At 56.9% G+C, this 22,530-nt stretch carries 19 protein-coding genes and 1 tRNA gene; 13 read left to right on the top strand and 7 right to left on the bottom strand.

The features are described from left to right. Positions 1–11 precede the first annotated feature (11 nt). The 3 genes from ACQUTP_RS08345 to ecpR form a co-directional block, all read right to left on the bottom strand. Positions 12–680: a hypothetical protein gene (locus ACQUTP_RS08345; protein ID WP_017900976.1), complete on the bottom strand. Its 669-nt coding sequence runs from the start codon at positions 678–680 to the stop codon at positions 12–14. Between the two features lie 57 nt (positions 681–737). Next, a complete protein-coding gene (ecpA, locus tag ACQUTP_RS08340; protein WP_004204919.1) occupies positions 738–1,325 on the bottom strand; it encodes a common pilus major fimbrillin subunit EcpA in 588 nt (195 codons plus the stop codon). A gap of 73 nt (positions 1,326–1,398) precedes the next feature. Next, positions 1,399–1,941: an ECP biosynthesis operon DNA-binding transcriptional regulator EcpR gene (gene ecpR, locus ACQUTP_RS08335; RefSeq protein ID WP_004144585.1), complete on the bottom strand. Its 543-nt coding sequence runs from the start codon at positions 1,939–1,941 to the stop codon at positions 1,399–1,401. Positions 1,942–2,778: 837 nt separating this feature from the next. Between ecpR and phnC the strand changes: the two genes are divergently transcribed. The 4 genes from phnC (at position 2,779) to phnE (ACQUTP_RS08315) (ending at position 6,402) form a co-directional block, all read left to right on the top strand. Then, positions 2,779–3,621 (top strand): phosphonate ABC transporter ATP-binding protein, encoded by an 843-nt coding sequence (gene phnC, locus ACQUTP_RS08330; protein WP_004204921.1) that lies wholly within the window; start codon positions 2,779–2,781, stop codon positions 3,619–3,621. A 22-nt stretch (positions 3,622–3,643) separates the two neighbouring features. Continuing rightward, complete coding sequence (phnD, locus tag ACQUTP_RS08325; protein ID WP_032426081.1) at positions 3,644–4,582, top strand: phosphonate ABC transporter substrate-binding protein; 939 nt, start codon at positions 3,644–3,646, stop codon at positions 4,580–4,582. Positions 4,583–4,648: 66 nt separating this feature from the next. Beyond that, positions 4,649–5,521 carry a phosphonate ABC transporter, permease protein PhnE gene (gene phnE, locus ACQUTP_RS08320; RefSeq protein WP_428902411.1) on the top strand — a complete coding sequence of 291 codons (873 nt, stop codon included), beginning with the start codon at positions 4,649–4,651 and terminating at the stop codon, positions 5,519–5,521. Then, on the top strand, positions 5,518–6,402 hold the full coding sequence (phnE, locus tag ACQUTP_RS08315; RefSeq protein WP_017900973.1) for a phosphonate ABC transporter, permease protein PhnE: 885 nt from the start codon (positions 5,518–5,520) through the stop codon (positions 6,400–6,402). The genes phnE (ACQUTP_RS08320) and phnE (ACQUTP_RS08315) overlap by 4 nt, the downstream gene beginning before the upstream one ends. A 482-nt stretch (positions 6,403–6,884) precedes the next feature. On the opposite strand, the gene ACQUTP_RS08310 is transcribed toward phnE (ACQUTP_RS08315), so the two are convergent. Further along, complete coding sequence (locus tag ACQUTP_RS08310) at positions 6,885–7,550, bottom strand: HAD family hydrolase (protein ID WP_163619205.1); 666 nt, start codon at positions 7,548–7,550, stop codon at positions 6,885–6,887. A 95-nt stretch (positions 7,551–7,645) separates the two neighbouring features. Then, positions 7,646–8,515, bottom strand: coding sequence for a DMT family transporter (locus ACQUTP_RS08305; RefSeq protein WP_060656922.1), 870 nt, complete (start codon positions 8,513–8,515; stop codon positions 7,646–7,648). Positions 8,516–8,926: 411 nt separating this feature from the next. Between ACQUTP_RS08305 and ACQUTP_RS08300 the strand changes: the two genes are divergently transcribed. Further along, complete coding sequence (locus ACQUTP_RS08300; protein WP_096833657.1) at positions 8,927–9,493, top strand: C40 family peptidase; 567 nt, start codon at positions 8,927–8,929, stop codon at positions 9,491–9,493. Positions 9,494–9,537: 44 nt separating this feature from the next. On the opposite strand, the gene phoE is transcribed toward ACQUTP_RS08300, so the two are convergent. Next, complete coding sequence (gene phoE, locus ACQUTP_RS08295; RefSeq protein ID WP_004204700.1) at positions 9,538–10,590, bottom strand: phosphoporin PhoE; 1,053 nt, start codon at positions 10,588–10,590, stop codon at positions 9,538–9,540. Positions 10,591–10,879: 289 nt separating this feature from the next. Here phoE and proB point away from each other — a divergent pair, with 289 nt between their 5' ends. The 3 genes from proB (at position 10,880) to ACQUTP_RS08280 (ending at position 13,436) form a co-directional block, all read left to right on the top strand. Continuing rightward, a complete protein-coding gene (gene proB, locus ACQUTP_RS08290; protein ID WP_008805306.1) occupies positions 10,880–11,983 on the top strand; it encodes a glutamate 5-kinase in 1,104 nt (367 codons plus the stop codon). Positions 11,984–11,993: 10 nt separating this feature from the next. Beyond that, positions 11,994–13,247, top strand: a complete 1,254-nt coding sequence (gene proA / locus ACQUTP_RS08285) for a glutamate-5-semialdehyde dehydrogenase (RefSeq protein ID WP_032732574.1) — start codon at positions 11,994–11,996, stop codon at positions 13,245–13,247. 113 nt (positions 13,248–13,360) lie between these two features. Then, a tRNA-Thr gene (locus tag ACQUTP_RS08280) sits at positions 13,361–13,436 on the top strand. A 242-nt stretch (positions 13,437–13,678) separates the two neighbouring features. Here the strand turns inward: ACQUTP_RS08280 and ACQUTP_RS08275 are convergent. Further along, complete coding sequence (locus tag ACQUTP_RS08275; RefSeq protein ID WP_306738404.1) at positions 13,679–16,444, bottom strand: LuxR C-terminal-related transcriptional regulator; 2,766 nt, start codon at positions 16,442–16,444, stop codon at positions 13,679–13,681. A 254-nt stretch (positions 16,445–16,698) separates the two neighbouring features. Here ACQUTP_RS08275 and ACQUTP_RS08270 point away from each other — a divergent pair, with 254 nt between their 5' ends. From ACQUTP_RS08270 to ACQUTP_RS08250, 5 genes are all read left to right on the top strand, one after another. After that, positions 16,699–17,658: a thiamine pyrophosphate-dependent dehydrogenase E1 component subunit alpha gene (locus ACQUTP_RS08270; protein ID WP_004178694.1), complete on the top strand. Its 960-nt coding sequence runs from the start codon at positions 16,699–16,701 to the stop codon at positions 17,656–17,658. A gap of 11 nt (positions 17,659–17,669) precedes the next feature. Next, entirely contained in the window at positions 17,670–18,689 is a 1,020-nt protein-coding gene (locus ACQUTP_RS08265; protein WP_042937976.1) for an alpha-ketoacid dehydrogenase subunit beta, read from the top strand. A gap of 3 nt (positions 18,690–18,692) precedes the next feature. Further along, a complete protein-coding gene (locus ACQUTP_RS08260) occupies positions 18,693–20,228 on the top strand; it encodes a 2-oxo acid dehydrogenase subunit E2 (RefSeq protein ID WP_085846455.1) in 1,536 nt (511 codons plus the stop codon). After that, the gene (gene lpdA / locus ACQUTP_RS08255; RefSeq protein WP_065697401.1) at positions 20,218–21,615 is read left to right on the top strand and encodes a dihydrolipoyl dehydrogenase; all 1,398 of its coding nucleotides are present in this window, start codon (positions 20,218–20,220) and stop codon (positions 21,613–21,615) included. Before ACQUTP_RS08260 ends, lpdA begins: the two co-directional genes overlap by 11 nt. A gap of 177 nt (positions 21,616–21,792) precedes the next feature. After that, on the top strand, positions 21,793–22,044 hold the full coding sequence (locus ACQUTP_RS08250) for a zinc ribbon domain-containing protein (RefSeq protein ID WP_004204679.1): 252 nt from the start codon (positions 21,793–21,795) through the stop codon (positions 22,042–22,044). Positions 22,045–22,530: the final 486 nt, after the last annotated feature.

Raw genomic sequence — 22,530 nt, 5'->3', positions numbered from 1 at the left:
TGCACAGCTGTCTATTTCACGGGAACAAACTGCTCACCCTGCCAAAGCGCAACCCGTCCTTTTTTGTCCGCCGTGTCCACGCGCGTAAAACGGCGTGATTTACCCGGCATCAGGTAGTAGTTCTCTTTGCACTCCTTACCGTCGGCGGCCTTCAGGCAGGGGCCGTAGGCGAGGATCCGCAGCGTCGCATTCCCGGTGTTGGTCAGGGAGCCGTTGGCATACTGAAAGCGGTAGTTCACCTGCCGGGGCGCCACCACCAGGATGGTGCCGATGCGAGCGGAAGCGGTGGCCACCGCGCTGCGGGTGGCGTTATCGCGCTGGGCATCGCTGAGCGCCTGGTCGAACCAGACAATGCGGTAGTAGCGCTCTTTGTTATCCGCCGGGCCTTTGTAGAAGAAGCGGATCACATCGCTGGCCTGGGCGGGTAGCAGCAGGCTGGCGGGAGTGAGCAGCACCTCATCCGGTTTATCCATCGGGATAACCTGTCCGTCGTCCAGCGGGGAAGAGAGCCTTTCGAGATGGATATTGATCAGGCGGCCGCTGTCGGTGCTGTTCTTGATCGTTTTGCTCAGTGTGCTGCTGCCGCTGTTCATAAACGATGAGATATCGCCGACATCCAGCGCCTGCGCCGGCGATACTCCGGCAAGCAGCAGCCCGAGGGCCAGAAGGTGCTTTTTCATAACAATTCCGTCCGTGAAAAAAGCAGGGGGAGCCCCCCTGCTGGCGCATCACAAGGATCAGCTGGTCCAGGTGGCGTCGAACTGTACGCTGACGTCGCCGCTCCAGATCCCTTCCGGCAGGGTGCTGTAATCGGTCACGGCGGTGGTGCCGTCGGTGGTGCCGCTGATGATCGAGAAGGTGAAACCATCCTGCGCGGTGGTACGGCCGCTGGCGTTGTAGCCGTTAGCCAGCGCGCTGAGGTTGCCGCCCAGAACGTTGTTGGCGGTATCGATCATCACGGTATCACCGGTTTTTTCCACCGCTGCGCCGTTATAATCCACGCCCACGCTCAGCGTGGAGCCGGAGGTATCCAGCTGGGTTAAGGTGTTGGTGATAAGACGCGAGGTCAGCTTAAAGGCGGTCGCCGTTGCGTCACCCTCAATCGCCACGTCAAACAGACCTTTCTGTGAGTTAAAACCTTTCACGCCTTCGGCATACTGGAACGCCAGGCTGCCGAGCGGGGTGACCACCAGCTTGCTGGTGGTGTCTTTTTTGGCGGTCGCAGACCAGGTCGCTACAGCCTGAGCCGTTACGTCAGCAGCCTGCGCCACGCCCATACCGGTAAACGCCGTTACCAGAGCTATTGCCAGAACCTTTTTTTTCATCGCTTTTTCTTCCTGAGTTGAATTAAGGACATGATGTCCCGGTGAACCATTCAAAAATTAACTTACCTGGGTGTTACTGAACTAATTTGTATATTTTGGAATACAGCTTGGCCTCGGCATTGCGCCGATGGGTATATACTGTCTTCACGCTACAATTTTCAATTCTGGCGATCGATTTCGGCTGCATGCCCTGGGCGGTCATGCGGATAATTTTCATTTCCCGGTCTGTAATTTTATCTTTCTTAATATCTTTACGGAGAAACCTGCCATTAATCACATAGGCCAGCTCTTTTCGAATATCGCGACTCAGGCCAACATATACCACGCCGCGAATATCGCTATTGTAATACCAGTAATTCGCTAAGGCTTCTGACTTCCTGGCCGCAATTAATACGACCTGTTTCCCCTTTACCGCGGATAGCCATTCGCTGTCGCGCCTGATAAACTCGTTTAACGAAGCCGTATTGAGATTGATAAACACGAAATCTTTTCTGATTTTCTCTAGCGACAGATAAATTAACTCGTCGATATCTACAATCAGTTCAGACAATCCTTTATAGAAGTAGGAGTCATCGGCAGACCAAATATACTTATCGGAACAGCTTTTATATTCCATATAGTTTTTAACCTCATAGTCCTTGAAGTAATCATTTTTAAAACGTCACTGCTTGCCAGGCCTATAAAGTTTACTGGCGTATTCGATTCCTTTAGTAAATCGCCATTAAATAAGACACGCATTACTTATCAGTATTGAATAAGCGGGGTTAAACTATAATTATTTTCTGCTTGGCGTTGAATTTAAGTTTTTTCCTATGGAGTGTCAACATGCGGGAAGGCAATGAATTTCGCGCCCAGGTCAATATTTACAAAAACTGAAAATATCTCATTTTTGAGCGAAAGAAAAAGGTATTTATTTTCATAAGGTTATTAGCAATATAACCCTCAATTCTTAGCAGAATTTTATATTACCCAGGATCTTCACCCTATTATGTTAGGAATATTCTTAATGAAGGGCAGAATGCAGTTGTCAAATAAACCAAATTTATTCAAAAATAAAGAATATAAGTCTAAAAATCAGCAATAACCAGGATGATTCACCAATGCATAAGACTAATAAATAGATTAACATGCCGCACAAAATAGTTATATATATGTTAATTTTGCGGAATGATGAATGCTAAACAAAGGCAGAAGCATTATCTATTCGATTAAACAGACCTCATTAGCAAGATAAAACGAGTTTTGCCGATGGGTTCCTGCCGCACGGGGACGCCAGCCTCCGCGTTCCCGAAAGCATAGCCGCTTTTCGGCGCTTCGCCAGCGTACCGCGCACGGTGAACCGCTCACCGCCGCCCTTTCCCGCCTGTTCACGGTTTGTTCGCAATACCGTCATCGAAATTTCACATAAAGACCTATTAATAGTGGCCAGTTAATGACGAACCTGGACACTCTTATGAACAGCTCTCTTGCCGCGGTGGCCGAAACTGATTTCCAGCCGTTCACCGAACTCAATGCCGGCCGGCAGCGGAAGGTCTTAAGCGTGCGTAATCTGAGTAAAGCTTATCAAGCCCAGCACAAGGTGCTGGACGGCATCAGTTTTGATCTGCACGCTGGCGAAATGGTTGGCATCATAGGCCGCTCCGGCGCCGGTAAATCGACGCTCCTGCATGTCCTCAACGGCACCCACAGCGCCAGCGGCGGCGAAATTCTTAGTTACCCGGAAGTCGGTACCCCGCACGATGTCTCCCGGCTGAAAGGGCGCGCGCTCAATGCCTGGCGCAGCCACTGCGGGATGATTTTTCAGGACTTCTGCCTGGTGCCCCGTCTCGATGTGCTCACCAACGTCCTGCTGGGCCGCCTCAGCCAGACCTCAACCCTGAAATCGCTGTTTAAAATCTTTCCTGAAGCCGACCGGGCGCGCGCCATTGCGCTGCTCGAGTGGATGAACATGTTGCCGCACGCGCTGCAGCGGGCGGAGAACCTCTCCGGCGGGCAGATGCAGCGGGTGGCGATCTGCCGGGCGCTGATGCAGAACCCCGGCATCCTGCTGGCCGACGAGCCTGTCGCCTCGCTGGATCCGAAAAACACCCAGCGCATCATGGATGTACTGCGCGAGATTAGCGAGCAGGGCATCAGCGTGATGGTAAACCTGCATTCGGTAGAGCTGGTGAAGACCTACTGCACCCGGGTTATCGGCGTCGCCAGCGGCCAGCTTATTTTTGACGATCACCCCTCCCGGCTGACGCAGGATGTGCTGCAGCGGCTGTACGGCGATGAAGTTAGCCAATTGCATTAATTTCACTCACACGGGCAACATAATGAAAAAATCTATGACTGGCGCAGTTCGTTTATCCGCAATGGTCGCGGGCATGATGATGGCATGGCAGGCAGCGGCGGCGCAGCCGAAAGAGCTGAATCTGGGCATTCTCGGCGGCCAGAACGCCACCCAGCAAATCGGCGATAACCAGTGCGTGAAGGCCTTCCTCGATAAAGAGCTGAACGTGGACACCAAACTGCGCAACTCTTCCGACTATTCCGGAGTGATCCAGGGTCTGCTGGGAGGGAAAGTCGACGTGGTGCTGAGCATGTCTCCCTCCTCTTACGCCTCGGTTTATCTTAATAACCCCAAAGCGGTGGATATCGTTGGTATCGCCGTGGACGACAAAGATCAGTCTCGCGGCTACCACTCGGTGGTGATTGTCAAAGCTGACTCCCCGTATAAAACGCTGGACGATTTAAAAGGCAAAGCCTTCGGCTTCGCCGACCCGGACTCCACTTCCGGGTATCTGATCCCTAACCATGCGTTTAAAGAAAAATTTGGCGGTAACGCCGACAACAAATACAACAACACCTTCTCCAGTGTCACCTTCTCCGGTGGCCACGAGCAGGACATCCTCGGCGTGCTGAATGGCCAGTTCGCGGGCGCGGTCACCTGGGCCTCGATGGTGGGCGATTACAACACCGGCTACACCACCGGCGCGTTCAACCGCCTGATTCGCATGGATCATCCGGATCTGATGAAGCAGATCCGCATTATCTGGCAATCACCGCTGATCCCGAACGGCCCGATCCTGGTGAGCAATGCGCTGCCAGCGGACTTTAAAGCGAAGGTCGTGGCGGCGGTGAAAAAACTGGATACTGAGGATCACGCCTGCTTTATCAAAGCGATGGGCGGTACTCAGCACATCGGCCCGGGCAGCGTGGCTGACTTCCAGCAGATTATTGATATGAAACGCGAGCTGGTGAGCGCGCGTTAATCCTGCCTCAACGCCGCCTGCTTGCCCCAGGGTAAGCGGCGGCGCTACGTTGAAGATCCCCGACGCATGAAGACGACCCACACCGAATTTGAACGCTATTACCAGCAGGTACGCTCGCGGCAAAAGCGCGATGCCGTCTGCTGGTCGCTGCTGCTGCTGGCGCTCTATTTTGCCGCCGGCAGCGCCGCGGAATTTAATCTGCTGACTATCTGGCACTCGCTGCCCCATTTCTTTGACTATATGGCAGAGACCATTCCGCCCCTGAGCGCCGGCAACCTGTTCGCCGACGTGCAGACCAAAGGCTCGCTGGCCTGGTGGGGCTATCGCCTGCCGATCCAGCTGCCGCTGATCTGGGAAACTCTGCAGCTGGCGCTGGCCTCAACCCTGGTGGCCGTCGCCATTGCCACGGTTTTCGCGTTTCTTTCCGCCAATAACGCCTGGTCCCCGGCGCCGGTGCGCTTTGCCATTCGCGTGCTGGTGGCGTTTTTGCGCACCATGCCCGAGCTGGCGTGGGCGGTGATCTTTGTGATGGCGTTCGGCATCGGCGCGATTCCGGGCTTTCTGGCGCTCATGCTGCATACCGTCGGCAGCCTGACCAAACTGTTCTACGAGGCGGTGGAAAGCGCGCAAAACAAACCGGTACGCGGCCTGGCGGCCTGCGGCGCATCCCCGCTGCAGAAAATTCGCTTCGCCCTGTGGCCTCAGGTGAAACCTCTGTTTCTCTCCTATGGCTTTATGCGGCTTGAAATCAACTTCCGCTCGTCGACCATTCTCGGGCTGGTGGGCGCGGGCGGCATCGGCCAGGAGCTGATGACCAACATCAAGCTCGACCGCTACGATCAGGTGAGCATCACCCTGCTGCTGATCATTCTGGTGGTGTCGGCGCTGGACATGCTGTCCGGTCGTCTGCGCCTGTGGGTACTGGAGGGTAAGAAATGAGCGTCTGGCACATGCAACCGGATCTCGCCGCCAGCCGGCGGCAGCATAAGCAGCTCTATCAGGTCCAGGGGCGCTACCTGCGCTACGTCGGACTGGTGGCGCTGGCCTGCCTGCTCTATTACGTCTGGTTTTTTCTGCAGTTCGGCATCAGCGGCGAACAGCTGACCACCGGCCTACAGCAGATTGGCCGCTATCTGGCGCGGATGTTCGTCTGGCACGACTTCTGGAACTGGCCGTTCGGCTATTACTTCACGCAAATCGGCATCACTCTGGCTATCGTCTTCGCCGGGACGCTCACCGCCACGGTGCTGGCGCTGCTGCTCTCCTTCTTCGCCGCCCGCAACATCATGCGCGGCGTGGTGCTGGGGACCCTCGCCCTGCTGATGCGCCGCCTGTTTGATGTGCTGCGCGGGATCGACATGGCTATCTGGGGGCTGATTTTCGTGCGCGCGGTAGGCCTCGGGCCGCTGGCCGGGGTGCTGGCGATCATCATGCAGGACACCGGCCTGCTGGGACGGCTGTACGCGGAAGGACACGAAGCGGTGGACCGCTCCCCCGGGCGCGGACTGACCGCCGTGGGCGCGAACGGCCTGCAAAAGCATCGCTTTGGCATTTTTACCCAGTCGTTCCCGACCTTCCTCGCATTGAGCCTGTATCAGATTGAATCCAACACCCGCTCCGCGGCGGTGCTGGGCTTCGTCGGCGCCGGCGGTATTGGGCTTATCTATGCCGAGAATATGCGCCTGTGGAACTGGGATGTGGTGATGTTTATCACCCTGCTGCTGGTGGCGGTGGTGATGATCATGGACACCCTCTCCGCCTGGCTGCGCCGTCGCTATATCGGCGGCGCCGTGGTGCCGCTGTATCAGGACGAACGCTAGCGCACCTTTGTGCCGGGTGGCGGCTACGCCTTACCCGGCCTGCGGGGTCCTCTCACTGGCTGACACATCGTAGGCCCGGTAAGCGCAGCGCCACCGGGCGATGACAGCGGGTACGGAGCTGCTTTTATGCCGGGTGGCGGCTGCGCCTTACCCGGCCTACGGCCCGAGCAACCAGTCATTAATTTACCCACTTGCGCGACTGAAACTGCCGGTGCTGGCCGGAGCCCGGGGGTACAGGGGGCGGCGGCGACTGGCCGCCCCCTGTGCGCTCCAGGCACCATGAGTGACATAGCGCAGAAAAAATATGGGGAGCGCAATCTGCCCGGAAAAAGCCCAGGAGTGGTAGCCCTGCTAAACGCAGGGCGAGCAGGGACATTTCCGGTTGCGCCGATATTCCGCCGGGTGGCGGCTGTGCCTTACCCGGCCTGCAGGGCTTATCCGGTCTGGAACGACTGAACCCGAAGAAACATTTATCCGCTCCGCTATTCCAGCCGCCAGCTCAGCACCGGCCAGCCGTATCCGGCACCGGCCGCCTGCAGCTGCGGACAGGGATTGACCAGCCGCACGCGATCCGCATGCAGGCACAGCGGCAGATCGTTAATGGAATCGGTATAGAACGTCACCTCGCCGTCATACTGCGGATGCGCCTCGCGCCACTGCGCCAGACGCGCCACCTTCCCCTGCTGATAGCTGGGGATCCCGGCAATGACCCCGCTGTAGCCGCCGTCGACCATCGCCACGTCAATGCCCAGCGCCTGATCGATCTCCAGCGCGGCGGCCACCGCCTGCACCAGCAGGCTAACCGAGGCGGAGATAATCAGCATCTGCTCCCCCACGGCCCGCAGACGACGAATGAGCTCCCACGCCTGCGGATAGACCCGGGGCAGGATCGCCTCGCGCACGCAGCGGGCCACCAGCGCATCAACGTCCGATTTCGGTATTCCGGCCAGCGGCGCCTGGATCAGGGCCACATAATCGGCGATATTCATCTCTCCCCGGTCATAATCCGCCATCAGCTGCGCCTCGCGGGCAAGATACCCCTTCTGCGTCGCCAGCCCTTCGCGAACCATAAACTGGCTCCAGACCGTACTGCTATCGCCCTGTATCAGGGTGTTATCGAGATCAAAAATCGTCAGCGTGTTGCCCATGGTACTTTCCCTTACTGGTCAAAATAAGCTGCCGGGAGCATGCGTAAAAAAGATGACAGGAAAATGAACCGGACGCCGCAGTGCCCGGCTCGTCGTCAGCCGGCGCGGACCTTGCCGGTGCGGAACACCAATACGATCCCGCCGACGATCGCCACCATACCGACCATCGCCGCCGCCGGCAGCCGGTTGCCCAGCAGCAGATAATCCAGCAGCGCCGTGATCGCCGGCACCAGATAAAAGAGGCTGGTGACATTGACGATATTTCCCGCGCTCAGCAGACGATACAGCAGCAGCTGGGCGACCACCGAAATCAGCAGCCCGAGAAACAGCACCGGAATAATCAACCCGACGTTAACGGTAAACCGGAAGCCGCTGACCGGGGCGATCAACAGGCACAGCCCCAGACTCACGGCGTACTGCAGCGGCAGGACATCCGCCGGCGACTGACGGCTGCGCTTTTGCCACAGCGCGCCAAAAGTCATCAGCAGCAAAGCCGCCAGCGCAAACAGGATCCCCGCCATCGCCATGGGCGACGCCGCCAGGCTGCGCCATACCAGCAGCACCAGCCCCGCCAGGGCAAGCAGCAGCCCCAGCAGCCGCCGCCCCTGCAGGCGGCGCTCCACCACGCAAAGCGTGAGGATGGGCTGGATCCCCATCATGGTGGCGATAAGTCCCGGCGTCACGCCGTTGGCCATCGCCTCGAAGTAACAGACCGAATAGCCGCCAATCAGCATCAGGCCGGTGGCCGCGGTCTGCAGGCGGGTGCCCGGTGCGGGCAGCCAGCGCCGACGGACGATGGCCAGCGGCGCCAGCGCGACCAGGGCAATCAGAAAACGAAAGACCAGCAGCGCCATCGGCGAGGCATTGTCCAGTCCCCAGCGGGTGAAAATGGCCGCGCTGCCCCACAGCAGCACAAAAATGGCCGTTGTCGCCTGCGAGGCGAGCAGAGAATAGCGAACGTGCATAGCATGCTCCCGAACGTCAAACACAAGGTATCAAGCGTCATACCGGCAGGTAAGCGCCTGGAAAGACGGCGTTAAGCGCCGAAAACAACCCGGTCTGGAGGGGGAGGCGGTGGGCAGAGCGTGGCGAAGCAATGATGAGGCGCAGACGTCATCCACCCCGCGTCGAAAGCGGCGCCGGGTAAAGTCTCGGTGGCGATGGCGTTATGCGTCATGGAATGCCTCGTGAGATGTTGATGACAGAATCCTGGCACAGACTGTTGCGAAGTGACAACTGCCCTTTATGGCTGATCCATCCCATCGTTGTTTATTTTTAATCGTAAATAAACGTAAAGGCGGCATCAGCTTATTTAGCCGTTCTTTTTAATCGGCTATAAAACAAAGCAGTCTGCTTGCTACTTCGAAAATAACGATATGAAGCCAAAACTGAAGCATGCTCTCTTGTTAATTCCTTTTTTGCTGTTGGCAGGATGCTCCTCCTCACCGAAACAGGCAAAGAACACAATATCTCATGCGGATATGACCATTGATAGCGGATCGGACGATCTGATCCCGGTGGTGGCGGCCCTGCATGATCAGATGCACACCTGGCAGGGAACCCCCTATGAATGGGGCGGGACTGAACAAAGCGGCGTCGACTGCTCGGGTTTCGTCTGGCGCACGCTGAAGGATCGCTTTAACCTGCCGATGGAGCGGATCACCACCCGCGAGCTGCTGCACATGGGCGTGCGGGTCAATAAGCGCGATTTACGTCCCGGCGATCTGGTTTTCTTCCGCACCCGGGCCGGCATGCACGTCGGCTTTTACGATACCGATCATAATTTCCTTCACGCCTCGAGCAGCCAGGGCGTGATGCGTTCTTCACTGGACAACCCTTACTGGGAATCGGCGTTCTATCAGGCGCGCCGTCTGCCGAAGGAGTATAACGCGCAGATCACCATGAACAGCGACACCCTCCATCTGGCGAAGAACCGCCGCTAAAAAAAAGCCGCAGCCTGGGCTGCGGCGGGTGGTTCTGAAGTTGATCAGAACTGGTAGGTCATGCCCAGCGCGACGATGTCGTCATCGTTGATGCCGAGTTTGTTATCGCTTTTCAGCTGGTTGATTTTGTAATCCACGAAGGCGTTCATGTTTTTGTTGAAGTAGTAGGTCAGGCCCACGTCAATGTAGTTAACCAGATCTTCGCTCCCCACCCCTTCGATATCCTTCCCTTTCGACAGCACATAGCCGAGGGACGGACGCAGACCGAAGTCGAACTGATACTGGGCCACCGCTTCAAAGTTCTGCGCTTTGTTGGCAAAACCGCCGCTGATCGGGGTCATTTTGCGGGTTTCAGAGTACATGGTCGCCAGGTAGATATTGTTGGCGTCATATTTCAGGCCGGTCGCCCAGGCTTCCGCTTTCGAACCCTGGCCGCGGGCCAGAAGGTTCTGATCGTTGGTACGGTCGGAGCTGGTGTAGGCTGCGCTGACGGCGAAGTCGCTGCCGCCGAAATCATAGCTTAACGAGGTGCCGACGCCGTCGCCGTTCTGTTTCTTCGCTTCACGGCCTTCGTTTTTACCCTGGTACTGCAGGGTCAGATCCAGACCATCCACCAGACCGAAGAAGTCGGTGTTGCGGTAGGTCGCCAGGCCGCTGGCGCGTTTGGTCATAAAGTTATCGGTCTGAGCGGATGAGTCGCCGCCGAATTCCGGGAACATATCGGTCCAGGCTTCCACGTCGTACAGGGCGCCAAGGTTACGGCCGTAGTCGAAAGAACCGTAGTTCTTCAGCTTCACCCCAGCGAACGCCAGACGAGTCTTCTGGCTGGAGTCGCTCTCGGTTTTGTTACCCGAGAATTCAGATTCCCAACGGCCATAGCCGGTCAGGTCTTCGTTAATCTGCGTTTCGCCTTTAATACCGAAACGCACGTAAGTCTGATCGCCATCTTTGCTGTCATAGTCGCTGAAATAGTGCATGGCTTTGATCTTGCCGTACACATCCAGCTTGTTCGCGTTCTTATTATAAACTTCCGCTGCCTGCGTCGCTGTTGAAGCCACAAAGCCCATCATCATTAATGCCAGAGTACTCTTTTTCATTATTCAGTCCTGGTGATTTATTTATACGCGCTATTCAATTGCGGGCGCTCGCCCATCAAAAACTGGAGGTTTTTTAACGCCGGGATATTAAATATTTATGACAAGGTGGAACTTTTTATAAAAAAGCGTATTTAAATGTATCTGACATATTTTTGTCACATATCCTCTCCAGAATGCCCGATCCCGCGCAATAAAATGGCGCGCCCGCCGCCCCGGGTGTTGGCAAGCGGGCCGACTCCTGCTACAACATCAGCTCGATATCGATATTCCTTTTGAACGGCAGAGAATCATGAGTGAAAGCCAGACGCTGGTGGTAAAACTGGGCACCAGTGTTTTAACAGGCGGGTCCCGTCGCCTGAACCGCGCCCATATCGTCGAGCTCGTGCGCCAGTGCGCACAGCTGCACGCCATGGGACACCGTATTGTCATCGTGACCTCCGGGGCCATTGCCGCCGGGCGCGAGCACCTTGGTTACCCGGAACTGCCCGCCACCATCGCCTCCAAGCAGCTGCTGGCGGCGGTGGGACAAAGCCGTCTTATCCAGCTGTGGGAACAGCTGTTTTCTATCTATGGCATTCACGTTGGCCAGATGCTGCTGACCCGCGCCGACATGGAAGACAGAGAACGGTTCCTCAACGCCCGCGACACCCTGCGCGCCCTGCTGGATAACAGCATCGTCCCGGTCATTAACGAAAACGACGCCGTCGCCACCGCGGAAATCAAAGTGGGCGATAACGACAATCTCTCCGCGCTGGCCGCGATCCTCGCCGGGGCAGATAAGCTGCTGCTGTTAACCGACCAGCCAGGCCTGTTCACCGCCGACCCGCGCAGCAACCCGCAGGCGGAGCTGATTAAAGACGTTTACGGCATCGACGACGCGCTGCGCGCCATCGCCGGCGACAGCGTCTCCGGACTCGGCACCGGCGGCATGGGCACCAAGCTGCAGGCCGCGGACGTCGCCTGCCGCGCGGGGATTGATACCATCATCGCCGCCGGCAACCGCCCGGACGTCATCGGCCACGCGATGGAAGGCCTGCCGGTAGGCACCTGCTTCCACGCGCAGGAGTCTCCGCTGGAGAACCGTAAGCGCTGGATCTTCGGCGCGCCGCCGGCCGGTGAACTGACCGTCGATGCGGGCGCGACCCAGGCGATCCTCGAAAGAGGCAGCTCGCTGTTGCCAAAAGGCATCAAAATCGTCAGCGGCAACTTCTCCCGTGGCGAAGTGATCCGCATCCGCAATAGCGAAGGACGCGACATCGCTCACGGCGTCAGCCGCTACAACAGCGATGCGCTGCGCCTTATCGCCGGCCAGCACTCGCAGCAAATCGATGCCATTCTGGGCTATGAATACGGCCCGGTGGCCGTCCACCGCGATGATATGATCATCCGTTAAGGAGCTGAAAATGCTGGAACAAATGGGCATTGCCGCCAAAGCGGCCTCCTGGCAGCTGGCGTTACTCTCCAGCCGGGAAAAGAATCAGGTACTGGAAAAGATCGCCGATTATCTGGAAGCGCAGACCGACGATATTCTGCGCGCCAACGCGGAAGATTTAGCCGAAGCTCGCGCCAATGGCCTGAGTGAAGCGATGCTCGATCGCCTCGCGCTGACCCCGGCGCGTCTGAGCGGTATCGCCAGCGATGTGCGCCAGGTGTGCAATCTGGCCGACCCGGTCGGCCAGGTGATCGACGGCGGGCTGCTGGACAGCGGTCTGCGTATTGAACGTCGCCGCGTCCCGCTGGGGGTGATCGGCGTGATTTATGAAGCGCGTCCCAACGTGACGGTCGACGTCGCCTCCCTGTGCCTGAAAACCGGCAACGCGGCGATCCTGCGCGGCGGGAAAGAGACCTGGCGCACCAACGCCGCCACGGTGAAGGTGATCCAGCAGGCGCTGCAGGAGTGCGGTCTGCCGGCCGCCGCGGTACAGGCCATTGAGAGCCCGGATCGCGCGCTGGTGGGCGAAATGCTGAAGATGGATAAATACATCGATATGCTGATCCCCCGCGGCGGCGCTGGCCTGCACAAGCTGTGCCGTGAGCAGTCAACGATCCCGGTGATCACCGGCGGGATTGGCGTGTGCCATATCTTCGTTGATGAAACCGCCGAGATCGCCCCTGCGCTGAAGATCATCGTCAACGCCAAGACCCAGCGGCCGAGCACCTGCAATACCGTGGAAACGCTGCTGGTGCACCGCAACATCGCCGACACCTTCCTGCCGGCGTTGAGCAAGCAGATGGCCGAGAGCGGCGTCACCCTGCACGCCGCCCCTTCCGCCCTCTCCGCGCTGCAGAACGGCCCGGCGAAGGTCGAGCCGGTGAAAGCGGAGCAGTATGACGACGAGTATCTGTCGCTGGATCTGAACGTCAAAGTGGTGGCTGATATGGATGAGGCTATCGCCCATATCCGCGAGCATGGCACCCAGCACTCCGACGCCATCCTGACCCGCACCTTGCGTAACGCCAACCGCTTTATCAATGAAGTGGACTCTTCCGCCGTCTACGTGAACGCCTCCACGCGCTTCACCGACGGCGGCCAGTTCGGCCTTGGCGCGGAAGTGGCTGTCAGCACCCAGAAGCTACACGCCCGCGGCCCGATGGGGCTGGAAGCGTTAACCACTTATAAGTGGATTGGTTTCGGCGACGATACCATTCGTGCGTAAATGAGAACGGGCGATGCAAAAATAGGCAGTTGATTCCACTGACTATTGACGCATCGCCCGCTAAGTTCTAACCTTTTGCCTCGTGATTCACGCTCGTGAACACCTCTTGCAGGGCCGATATAGCTCAGTTGGTAGAGCAGCGCATTCGTAATGCGAAGGTCGTAGGTTCGACTCCTATTATCGGCACCACTTCAATCAAAACGTTACAGAAAACACTCCCCTAAAGCCTCTCTGGGATGACTTTCCCCTGGCGTCGCCTCCTTAAAACCAATGTTCATATCGCTGAGCCTGGGCATCAAAACTGCCATCACTGTTCAGAGAGCTCCCCATGGACTTACAAGTACTTCACTTATCCATGGCTCATAGCCCGTTAAGAAAGTGGCTCGTTTGAATAATATTTTGTGCCCAGCCCCCCCCCCCTGTTCAAACCGTTAATCCAGTAATTTCATCTCCAGCGCCCGGCTCATCGCTTGAGTGCGACTATTCACTTTAAGCTTCGCGTAGATGTTTTTGATATGCCATTTGACCGTCTCGGCAGAAATAGCGAGGGAGCGAGCGATTTCTTTGTTCATCTGACCTTCAGCGATCAGCTGTAATATCTGCAACTCTCGCTCGCTGAGCTCCCCATGAATATCGGGGCTTCCACTATTAAACGGTGTTCTGTCTGCAGGCGCGCGCTTGTCTGCCCAGGGTCCCTGCACTCCCCCTTTCTCTTTACAAGCCGAAGAGGATTCATTCATACCGGCAAGCAAAGGTTGCAAGGTATCGCCAGCGTCAAGAAAGAGGCCTTTGAGATGCTGTTGTTCAGCCAGCTGCACGACTGGCTGAAATGTCGTGCGCGCTGCCGCAGTTTTGCCGCTGTTCCACAAGGCTAATGACCAGAGCGTACGCAGACGCGCTGCGGTTAACCCGTCCCCCCGGCTCTCCTGATCAGAGACCATCTCAGCCAGTAAAATGCAGGCTTGCGGCGCCAGGCCTCTGGCGAGAAGAAGCCGGCTGCGGCTAAGGGATGCAGACATAACGATAGCGCGTTGGCAGGGATGTTCGGCATCCATTCTGAAGCTGGCGGACATTTGTTCAAGCTGTCGCTGCAGTTGCTCTGCGCCTGTGAAATTGCCGCGCTGCAGTCGCACCCTCACCTGCTCGGCTAACATCATGGCCTGGAGCCGTTGCCAGCCGCGAGACACCGCAAGACGCTGCGCATGCTCCAGCAATCGCTCGGCCTCATACGGCATATCGCCATCCAGAGCCTGACGCGCGAGATAGGTATAGCAACGACTCAGCGCGTCGGGTGGACTGAATCGGTCGATGAATTCGAGCCGGTCGGCTAACAGATGATCGGGCGAGTCACCCCTCTGACATTCATAGGCTATCTCCGCCAGCAGCGGCGCCAGCGTCGCGCCACTGGTCGACTGGGTACCGGTATAACATTCAGCCTGACGCAACGTTTTCTCTGCATACCACCCGGCTTTTCCCAGATCGCCCTGACAAAGATGGCATTGGGCAATAATAAAAGCGCGATAAACCGAGACAAACAGATTATCTAAAGGACTTTCCGGAGAGGGCATATGCTGTTGAACCTCCAGCGCGTCGTGATAGCGCTGGTTAACAACATGGCAATAGCTGAGAATATTGCATATCAGACCATCAACCCAGGTGTCACCGCAGGGCACTTCGGCCAGCAACGGCTGAACAATAGCCAGACTCTCCGGGATGTTTTCCGCAAAGGCTTCGCAAATTGCCCGCACAACGCGCAATTTACACCAGGTGCTGCGGGTTAAATCATCGCGATGATGAAGTACCATCTGATCGAGGTTATCAAGCAGCTGCCTCGACTCATCAAAGTGGAAATAATGCGCCAATGCCCAGGCCAGGTTAATTTGCAGGTCAATGCGCGAAGGATCGGTGCTGGGCGGTAAATGATGCATCCATGAGATCAGGGTATCGATATCCCCTTCTTCCGCCAGTGACTGAGCGCTTGCGCCATCCTGCACGGGGCTATGCACCGGCTTGCCTGCGCTGAGCGCATGGCGTACCGCCTCAGACCACAGCTTCTGTTCGACGAACCAATGACTGGCTAATTCATGTAGCTGTTTGCGATCAATAGCGTTGTTCTGCTGCAGCATAGTCCGAAGATTTTCCTGCAACAGAGGGTGGTAGCGAAACCAGTAGCCTTGTTCGTCAAGGGCTGACAAAAAAAGGTTGTGTCGCTCAATCCATGCCAGCATTGCTTGACTGTCATCTCGTCCAGTCACTGCATTGCATAGTTCGGCATTTAACCGACTGAGGAAGGACGTTTTCACCAGGAAATCGAGAACCTCTTCCGGCAGCGGATCCAGTACCACCTCTTTCAGATAGCGGGCAATGGATCGTGTTCCTCCATGCATATTGCGCAACAGATGCTCGGGATTATTTTGTAATTCTGCCGACAATGAAGCGATCTTCATGCCTGCGATCCAGCCCTCTGTCACGGACTGTAGCCGCTGTGCATGGTGGTTGCTGAGGGGTAGCGCAACCGTGCGGCTAAAATAGTGTTTTGTTTCTTCGAGCGTGAATTGCAGGTCTCGATCATAGATCTCCACCAGTTGGTCCTGGGCCTGCAGCTGGCTCAGCGCAAGATTCGGGTGGAAACGGCTGCCAATGATCAAATGCAAGGCGGCAGGCGCATGCTTGATTAAATACCCCAGCGCTTCATAGACCCCACGATCGTTAATCACGTGGAAGTCGTCGATAATCAGGTACACGTCATGCGGGCAGTAGTGTAGCTGGTTAATGAGCCCGGCCAGCAGTTGCTCGGAGCTGGAGAGCTTCTGTTCTTCCATGTCACGCCAGAAATCGGCGTCCCAGTCAGCATAGAGTGGACGCAATGCTTGCAGCAGATAAGGAATAAACTGCCATACGTCATCATCATCCTCATCGAGGCTCAGCCAGGCGATACGTTCGCCCTGGGCGACCATCTGCTGATGCCATTGCGCCAACAGCGTGGTTTTGCCAAATCCAGCGCCGGCGCAGACGACGCCCAGCCGGCACCGCTGAACGGGACTGAGAAGCTGAAGCAGCCGGGGGCGCTCCAGCAATTGTATCGAGGAGCGAGGCGGGACGAATTTGGTCAGGATTAGCGGCAAGCCTCGCGTCAGCCGCAATGGCCCGGAGACCAGTGAGGGTGATTGGCGACTTTCTAAATCCGATGGCTTCATCCGTGGTTATCTACTCGCTTTGTTTTTTTTCAATTGTACGCCAGCCCCCGGGATGACATGGGACAGCCAAACTTTATTACTACACAAAATTTAGAAAGTTTGACCTCAAGCATGAAAACCCCCACCTACCCCCCCATGAAGGTGGCTTCGCACTCCCTTTAACCGCTCGTAGATTCATTGCATGGGTGTGGCCAGGGTTATCCGCCCTGTCTGTTGGCCCCGCCTGGGTGACCTTTATTGAGGAGAATTAAACGATGCTCAGCAAACAGGCGTTATTGCAGGCTTACCGCAAGATGCGGGAGATCAGGACCTTTGAAGAGCGGTTGCATCAGGAAAATACCAGCGGTGATATTCCGGGCTTCATTCACCTTTACACCGGCGAGGAAGCCATCGCGGTGGGGGTCTGCGAAAATTTAACGAGCGCAGATTTCATTGGTTCAACACACCGTGGACATGGCCACTGTATTGCTAAAGGTTGCGACATTCACGGCATGATGGCCGAAATATTCGGTAAGGACAGCGGGTTATGTCGCGGTAAGGGCGGGTCGATGCACATTGCCGATCTGTCGAAAGGAATGCTGGGAGCGAACGCTATCGTTGGGGGAGCCCCTCCCCTGGCCATCGGCGCCGCGCTAACGGCAAAGACGCTAAAAACCGGCAACGTCGGTGTCTCTTTTACGGGCGATGGGGGTTCTAATCAGGGCCTGGTCTTTGAAGCCATCAATATGGCCGTCGTGCTCCAGCTTCCAGCCGTCTTTATTTTCGAGAACAACGGTTACGGCGAAGGGACCGGTCACGACTACGCCGTGGGCGGGCGTGATATCGCCCGACGCGCCGCTGGCTTCGGCCTGCCGGCAGTGACCGTTGATGGCACCGATTTCTTTGCCGTTTATGAGGCAACCTCAGAGGCGGTCAAGCGTGCGCGAGAAGGCGGTGGCCCAAGCGTCATTGAGGCCAAAGCCTTCCGCTGGCATGGTCATTTTGAGGGCGATCCCGCGCTATACCGCGCGGAAGGTGAAGTGCAACGCCTGCGTGAACAACATGATCCGCTGAAGATTTTTACCGCTAAGGTCAAGCGACAAATCACCCAGGAAGAACTAACGGCGATTGACGAGGAAGTAGAAGCCCTGGTCAACGATGCCGTATTGAAGGCCCGGGCCGCTGCCTACCCGGCTCCGGAAGACCTGCTGACAGACGTGTACGTCTCATACTGAGGGTGATAACTATGACAATAAAAACCTATCGTGAAGCGGTCAAGGAAGCCCTGGCCCAGGAAATGGAACGCGATGAACGCGTGGTGCTCATCGGTGAAGACTTGCGTGGCGGTCATGGCGGAAATGCGCCCGAAGAGGCGAAGATAGAAGCCTTTGGCGGTGTGCTTGGGGTCACTAAAGGGCTGTGGACGCAGTTCGGCTCCAATCGGGTGATCGACACGCCCATTACCGAGTCGGCCATCATCGGTATGGCGGCCGGCGCCGCAGCGACGGGTCTGCGGCCGGTCGCGGAATTGATGTTCATGGATTTTTTTGGCGTGAGTCACGATGCGCTGTACAACCAGGCGGCTAAGTTCCGCTACATGTTTGGTGGCAAAGCCAGGGCCCCGCTGGTGATGCGAGGTATGATCGGCGCGGGGTTTTCCGCCGCGGCCCAGCATTCACAGTCACCCTATAATATCTTTGCCACCACCCCAGGGCTGAAGGTGGTGGTGCCCTCGACGCCTTATGACGTCAAGGGTCTGTTAATCCAGTCCATTCGCGACGACGACCCGGTGGTATTCTGCGAGCATAAAATGCTGTACGACCTCAAGGGCGAGGTGCCGGACGAGAGCTATACCATCCCGCTAGGTGTAGCCAACTATACCCGCGAAGGAGAGGACGTCACCATCATTGCGCTGTCGGCAATGGTGCATAAAGCCAACCAGGTGGCGGACAAGCTGGCCAAAGAGGGGATCTCGGTCGAGGTGGTCGACCCGCGAACCATTTCGCCGCTGGATGAGGAAGGGATTCTGGAATCGGTGGCGTCCACGGGGCGGGTCGTGATTGTCGACGAATCCGCGGCACGCTTCGGTTTTGCTCATGATGTCGCGGCGCTGATTGCGTCCCAGGCATTCCATTTCCTCAAAGCGCCCGTTCTGCTGGTGACGCCGCCACACACGCCGGTCCCGTTCTCCCCTGCTCTCGAAAAACTCTGGATCCCTGGCGTAGAACGTATCGAAGCCGCCGTTCGTCAAGTGCTGGAGGATTAACCTATGAGCGAAATCAAGACGCTTGAAATGCCAAAGTGGGGGCTTTCCATGGAGGAAGGCTTGCTCGCTCGGTGGGCAATCCAGGAGGGTGACAGCTTCACCCCAGGGCAGGAAATCTGTGAGATTGAAACCAGTAAAATCGTTAATGTGCTGGAGGCACCCTTTGCTGGTACGTTACGTCGGATAATCGCCCGCGAGGGTGAGACGCTTCAGGTAGGCGCCGTGCTGGCCCTGGCGGCTGACGCGTCGGTCAGCGATGCTGAACTGGACGAATTTGCTGCCAGCCTGGCTTCGGCGAAACCCGCAGCCCCTGGCCCGGAGTCTGCCGCGCCGGGCGTAGCGGCACAGGCAGGCGCTAAGCCAGCTTCCGTTGTTTCCCCGCCATCCAACAGCCCCGAGCCCCCTGTTGGGCAGACCGATATCCCCGTCAGTCTGCAAGGCGTGACCGATGTGACTCAGGTTAATGCCACGCCCCATGCGTTAAGACAGTCTGCCCGCTGGGGTGTCGACCTGAACAAAGTCCGCGGCAGCGGGCGCGGGGATCGTATCTCTGTTTCTGATCTGGAAAGCGCGATCGTTGCCGCCGGCGGTCGTCTGGCCTCTCCGACGCCTCCCGTTCGTCGCAGCAAAGCGCCCCGCTCGCATGCCGATGATAGCCAGGTATCGGCTACCCCGCTGGCGCGCCGTCTGGCCGGCAAACTGGGTATCAACTTACATGACTGCCGAAGCAGCGGTTCACGCGGTCGGGTGAGTCGCGATGATGTGCTGGCCGCGGCGTTGTTACTCGACGAGCACCCGCAGACCAGCCCTGTGCAGGAGAGTGCCCCGGCACCCTTTGAGAGCATCCCGATGTCCGGTATGCGGCGGGCTATCGCTTCTCGCCTGCAAACGTCCAAGCAACAGTCTCCCCACTTCCGTTTGAACGTCGATCTCGATCTGGAACGACTGTTAGCGTTACGTCAGGACATTAACCGCGAAGTACCCGGCGTCAAGATTTCGGTTAATGACCTGTTGGTGAAGGCCTGCGCCCTGGCTTTGGTGGCCGTGCCTGACGTCAACATCCAGTTTGATGAAGCGACACAAAGTATCCGCCGCTTTGCGGATGCCGACATTTCGGTGGCCGTTGCGCTGCCTGCCGGGCTAATTACCCCTATTGTTCGCTCGGCGAACCGGAAATCGATTAGCGACATATCGAACGAAATTCACTCGCTGGTGACCAGAGCCAAAGCGGGCACGCTGAAGCCGGAAGAGTTCCAGGGCGGGACCTTTAGCGTGTCAAATCTGGGAATGCTCGGCGTCCGGCAGTTTGACGCCATCATCAATCCACCGCAAAGCGCAATCCTCGCCATTGGCGCCGGCGAGCTCCGGGCGGTAGTAAGCGACGGGCAAATCGTCGCGCGCCAGCAAATGACGGTATCGCTATCCTGCGATCACCGGGTCATCGATGGCGCGGCAGGTGCGGCTTTTCTCCGGGAACTCAAGCGACTGATTGAAATCCCGACCTTGATGTTTATCCAGGAGACGAGCTATGCACGATAAATACGATGTGCTGATCATCGGCGGTGGTCCTGGGGGATACGTTGCCGCCATCCGTGCCGGTCAGCTAGGGCTTCGTACCGCATTAGTGGAAAAACAGCATCTGGGCGGCATCTGCCTGAACTGGGGATGCATTCCAACCAAGGCGCTGCTGCATGGCGCTGAGGTTGCGCACACTATCACCCATGCCAGTCAGCTGGGCATCAGCGTGGGCGAGGTGAACGTCGATCTGCAAAAACTGGTGCAATTTAGCCGTACCGTATCGCAACAGCTCACCGCAGGGGTTGCGTACCTGTTGAAGAAAAATGGCGTGCAGGTCATTGATGGCACCGCGCGGCTGCGCGGCAAGGGGCAAATCACGGTCGAGGATGCACGCGGTGAAGCGCGCGATTACCGGGCCGATCACGTGATCCTGGCAACCGGCGCCCGGCCACGCGCATTACCAGGCATCACGCCAGATGGCGAATATATCTGGACCTATTTCGAGGCGCTGCGGCCTAAGCGATTGCCCAAATCGCTCTTAATCATCGGTTCAGGGGCGATTGGCGTCGAGTTCGCCAGCCTTTATAACGATCTGGGCTGTAAAGTAACGCTGGTCGAGCTAGCTTCGCAGATTTTGCCAGTGGAAGATGCCGAGGTGTCTGCAGCAGTGCGTAAGTCATTCGAAAAACGCGGTATTCAGGTCCATACCCAGACCCTGGTGACGCAAGTACAGCTCACCGATACCGGGGTGCGCTGCACACTGAAAAACACCGGCGGCGAATATTCCCAGGATGTCGAACGTGTGCTGCTGGCGGTCGGCGTACAGCCGAATATTGAAGATCTGGGGCTGGAAACGCTGGGCGTTGAGTTAGACCGCGGTTTTATCAAGACGGACGCGGCTTGTCGCACTAACGTATTCGGGCTTTATGCCATCGGCGATGTAGCCGGCCCGCCGTGTCTGGCGCACAAGGCCAGTCACGAAGGCGTGATCTGCGTTGAAACCCTGGCCGGTGTCGAAGGCGCCCATCCGCTTGATCGCGACTATGTGCCCGGTTGCACTTATGCCCGGCCTCAGGTTGCCAGTCTGGGCCTGACGGAATCGACGGCTCTGGCCAGGGGACGGCCCGTCAGGATCGGTAAGTTCTCTTATCAGAGCAATGGTAAGGCGCTGGCCAGCGGCGAGACAGAGGGTTTTGTGAAGACGATTTTCGATGCTGAAACCGGCGAGTTGCTGGGCGCGCATATGGTTGGCGCACAGGTCACGGAACAGATCCAGGGCTTTGGCATCGCCCGTCACCTGGAGGCCACAGACGAAAGTCTCCTGTCGATGATCTTTGCGCATCCGACACTTTCCGAAGCGATGCATGAATCCATACTCGCGGCCTGCGATCAACCGTTGCATCAATAAAAAATAAGGGAGGCGATAGCTGTGCGATACGGAGTAAGTTTCCCGTTATCCCTCCCGCACTCCCCGGCAGAAGATCCCCAACAACGGTTACGGCAGGATCTATTGATCTGAAACGCTAAGCGCCATGCGTAAATTCTGTATGTTTAGTAGACAATCAAACGACAGGAGGAGCGATCTATGACACAGCACGAAAGTTTTTGCCAGGCCTGCGGAATGCCGATGTCCGCACCTGATGCGCAAGGGGCCAGCGATAAATATTGCGCGTATTGCAGCGACAGCGACGGTAATCTGAAATCCTGGGAAGAGGCCGTATCCGGTCTGGCGGCTTTTCTCGACTCCTGGCAAAAGGTGGGCGTAGCGGAATCACGGAAACGGGCAAAACGTTATCTGACGGCGATGCCTGCCTGGGCGCACAAAGCGGACGAGTAATTTGCCCGGGCGGCAGGATGAAATCAGTAAGGACAGATCGCCATGCCGACAACATTGCTATAGCGTTTTTGTACGCCATCCGGACAGGAATAAATGCGCGTTGTAGATGACGACCTGCAGGCATAGGCATGCATGGATGCGATCTTCATGCGGATGAAATAAACGCCTGGCGTTCTCACCCTTGACCGGATGCGTTATTGCCTGGTTTTTAAAGGTTCTGTTTCTGTATTTAACCCGGCACTTCTCATGGAATACAACATATTGATGTGATGAATCTCTCATTTCAACGATACCAACTGGACAATAAGTTATCGCGTGTGTTAGTTATTTAATCACGCAAGAGAACAGATTTAATTTAAAAAAGTTAAACCTTTCTCACTTTGCTAAAAAATTGCATTGATAATGCTTTGGAATCCCGAACCATTATCAAAAGGGTATGTGAACAGAAAGCCCTCAGAGACGCGAGTCTCTGAGGGCTTTTTTTTT

Origin of the sequence: Klebsiella sp. 2-CIP_Kleb. (assembly GCF_050378715.1) — a bacterium.
GTDB lineage: Bacteria > Pseudomonadota > Gammaproteobacteria > Enterobacterales > Enterobacteriaceae > Klebsiella > Klebsiella quasipneumoniae.
The sequence above is the reverse complement of the archived record's forward strand: the minus strand, read 5'-3'. Positions and strand labels throughout refer to the sequence as shown.

Excerpts from the sequence above, each read along its gene's own strand:
- ACQUTP_RS08265 (WP_042937976.1), top strand. The coding sequence starts at position 17,670 with ATGACAATAAAAACCTATCGTGAAGCGGTCAAGGAAGCCCTGGCCCAG.
- ACQUTP_RS08275 (WP_306738404.1), bottom strand. The coding sequence starts at position 16,444 with ATGAAGCCATCGGATTTAGAAAGTCGCCAATCACCCTCACTGGTCTCC.
- ecpR (WP_004144585.1), bottom strand. The coding sequence starts at position 1,941 with ATGGAATATAAAAGCTGTTCCGATAAGTATATTTGGTCTGCCGATGAC.
- proA (WP_032732574.1), top strand. The coding sequence starts at position 11,994 with ATGCTGGAACAAATGGGCATTGCCGCCAAAGCGGCCTCCTGGCAGCTG.
- phnE (WP_017900973.1), top strand. The coding sequence starts at position 5,518 with ATGAGCGTCTGGCACATGCAACCGGATCTCGCCGCCAGCCGGCGGCAG.
- phnC (WP_004204921.1), top strand. The coding sequence starts at position 2,779 with ATGAACAGCTCTCTTGCCGCGGTGGCCGAAACTGATTTCCAGCCGTTC.
- ACQUTP_RS08270 (WP_004178694.1), top strand. The coding sequence starts at position 16,699 with ATGCTCAGCAAACAGGCGTTATTGCAGGCTTACCGCAAGATGCGGGAG.
- phnE (WP_428902411.1), top strand. The coding sequence starts at position 4,649 with ATGAAGACGACCCACACCGAATTTGAACGCTATTACCAGCAGGTACGC.
- ecpA (WP_004204919.1), bottom strand. The coding sequence starts at position 1,325 with ATGAAAAAAAAGGTTCTGGCAATAGCTCTGGTAACGGCGTTTACCGGT.
- ACQUTP_RS08345 (WP_017900976.1), bottom strand. The coding sequence starts at position 680 with ATGAAAAAGCACCTTCTGGCCCTCGGGCTGCTGCTTGCCGGAGTATCG.
- ACQUTP_RS08260 (WP_085846455.1), top strand. The coding sequence starts at position 18,693 with ATGAGCGAAATCAAGACGCTTGAAATGCCAAAGTGGGGGCTTTCCATG.
- lpdA (WP_065697401.1), top strand. The coding sequence starts at position 20,218 with ATGCACGATAAATACGATGTGCTGATCATCGGCGGTGGTCCTGGGGGA.
- ACQUTP_RS08310 (WP_163619205.1), bottom strand. The coding sequence starts at position 7,550 with ATGGGCAACACGCTGACGATTTTTGATCTCGATAACACCCTGATACAG.
- ACQUTP_RS08300 (WP_096833657.1), top strand. The coding sequence starts at position 8,927 with ATGAAGCCAAAACTGAAGCATGCTCTCTTGTTAATTCCTTTTTTGCTG.
- proB (WP_008805306.1), top strand. The coding sequence starts at position 10,880 with ATGAGTGAAAGCCAGACGCTGGTGGTAAAACTGGGCACCAGTGTTTTA.
- ACQUTP_RS08305 (WP_060656922.1), bottom strand. The coding sequence starts at position 8,515 with ATGCACGTTCGCTATTCTCTGCTCGCCTCGCAGGCGACAACGGCCATT.
- ACQUTP_RS08250 (WP_004204679.1), top strand. The coding sequence starts at position 21,793 with ATGACACAGCACGAAAGTTTTTGCCAGGCCTGCGGAATGCCGATGTCC.
- phoE (WP_004204700.1), bottom strand. The coding sequence starts at position 10,590 with ATGAAAAAGAGTACTCTGGCATTAATGATGATGGGCTTTGTGGCTTCA.
- phnD (WP_032426081.1), top strand. The coding sequence starts at position 3,644 with ATGAAAAAATCTATGACTGGCGCAGTTCGTTTATCCGCAATGGTCGCG.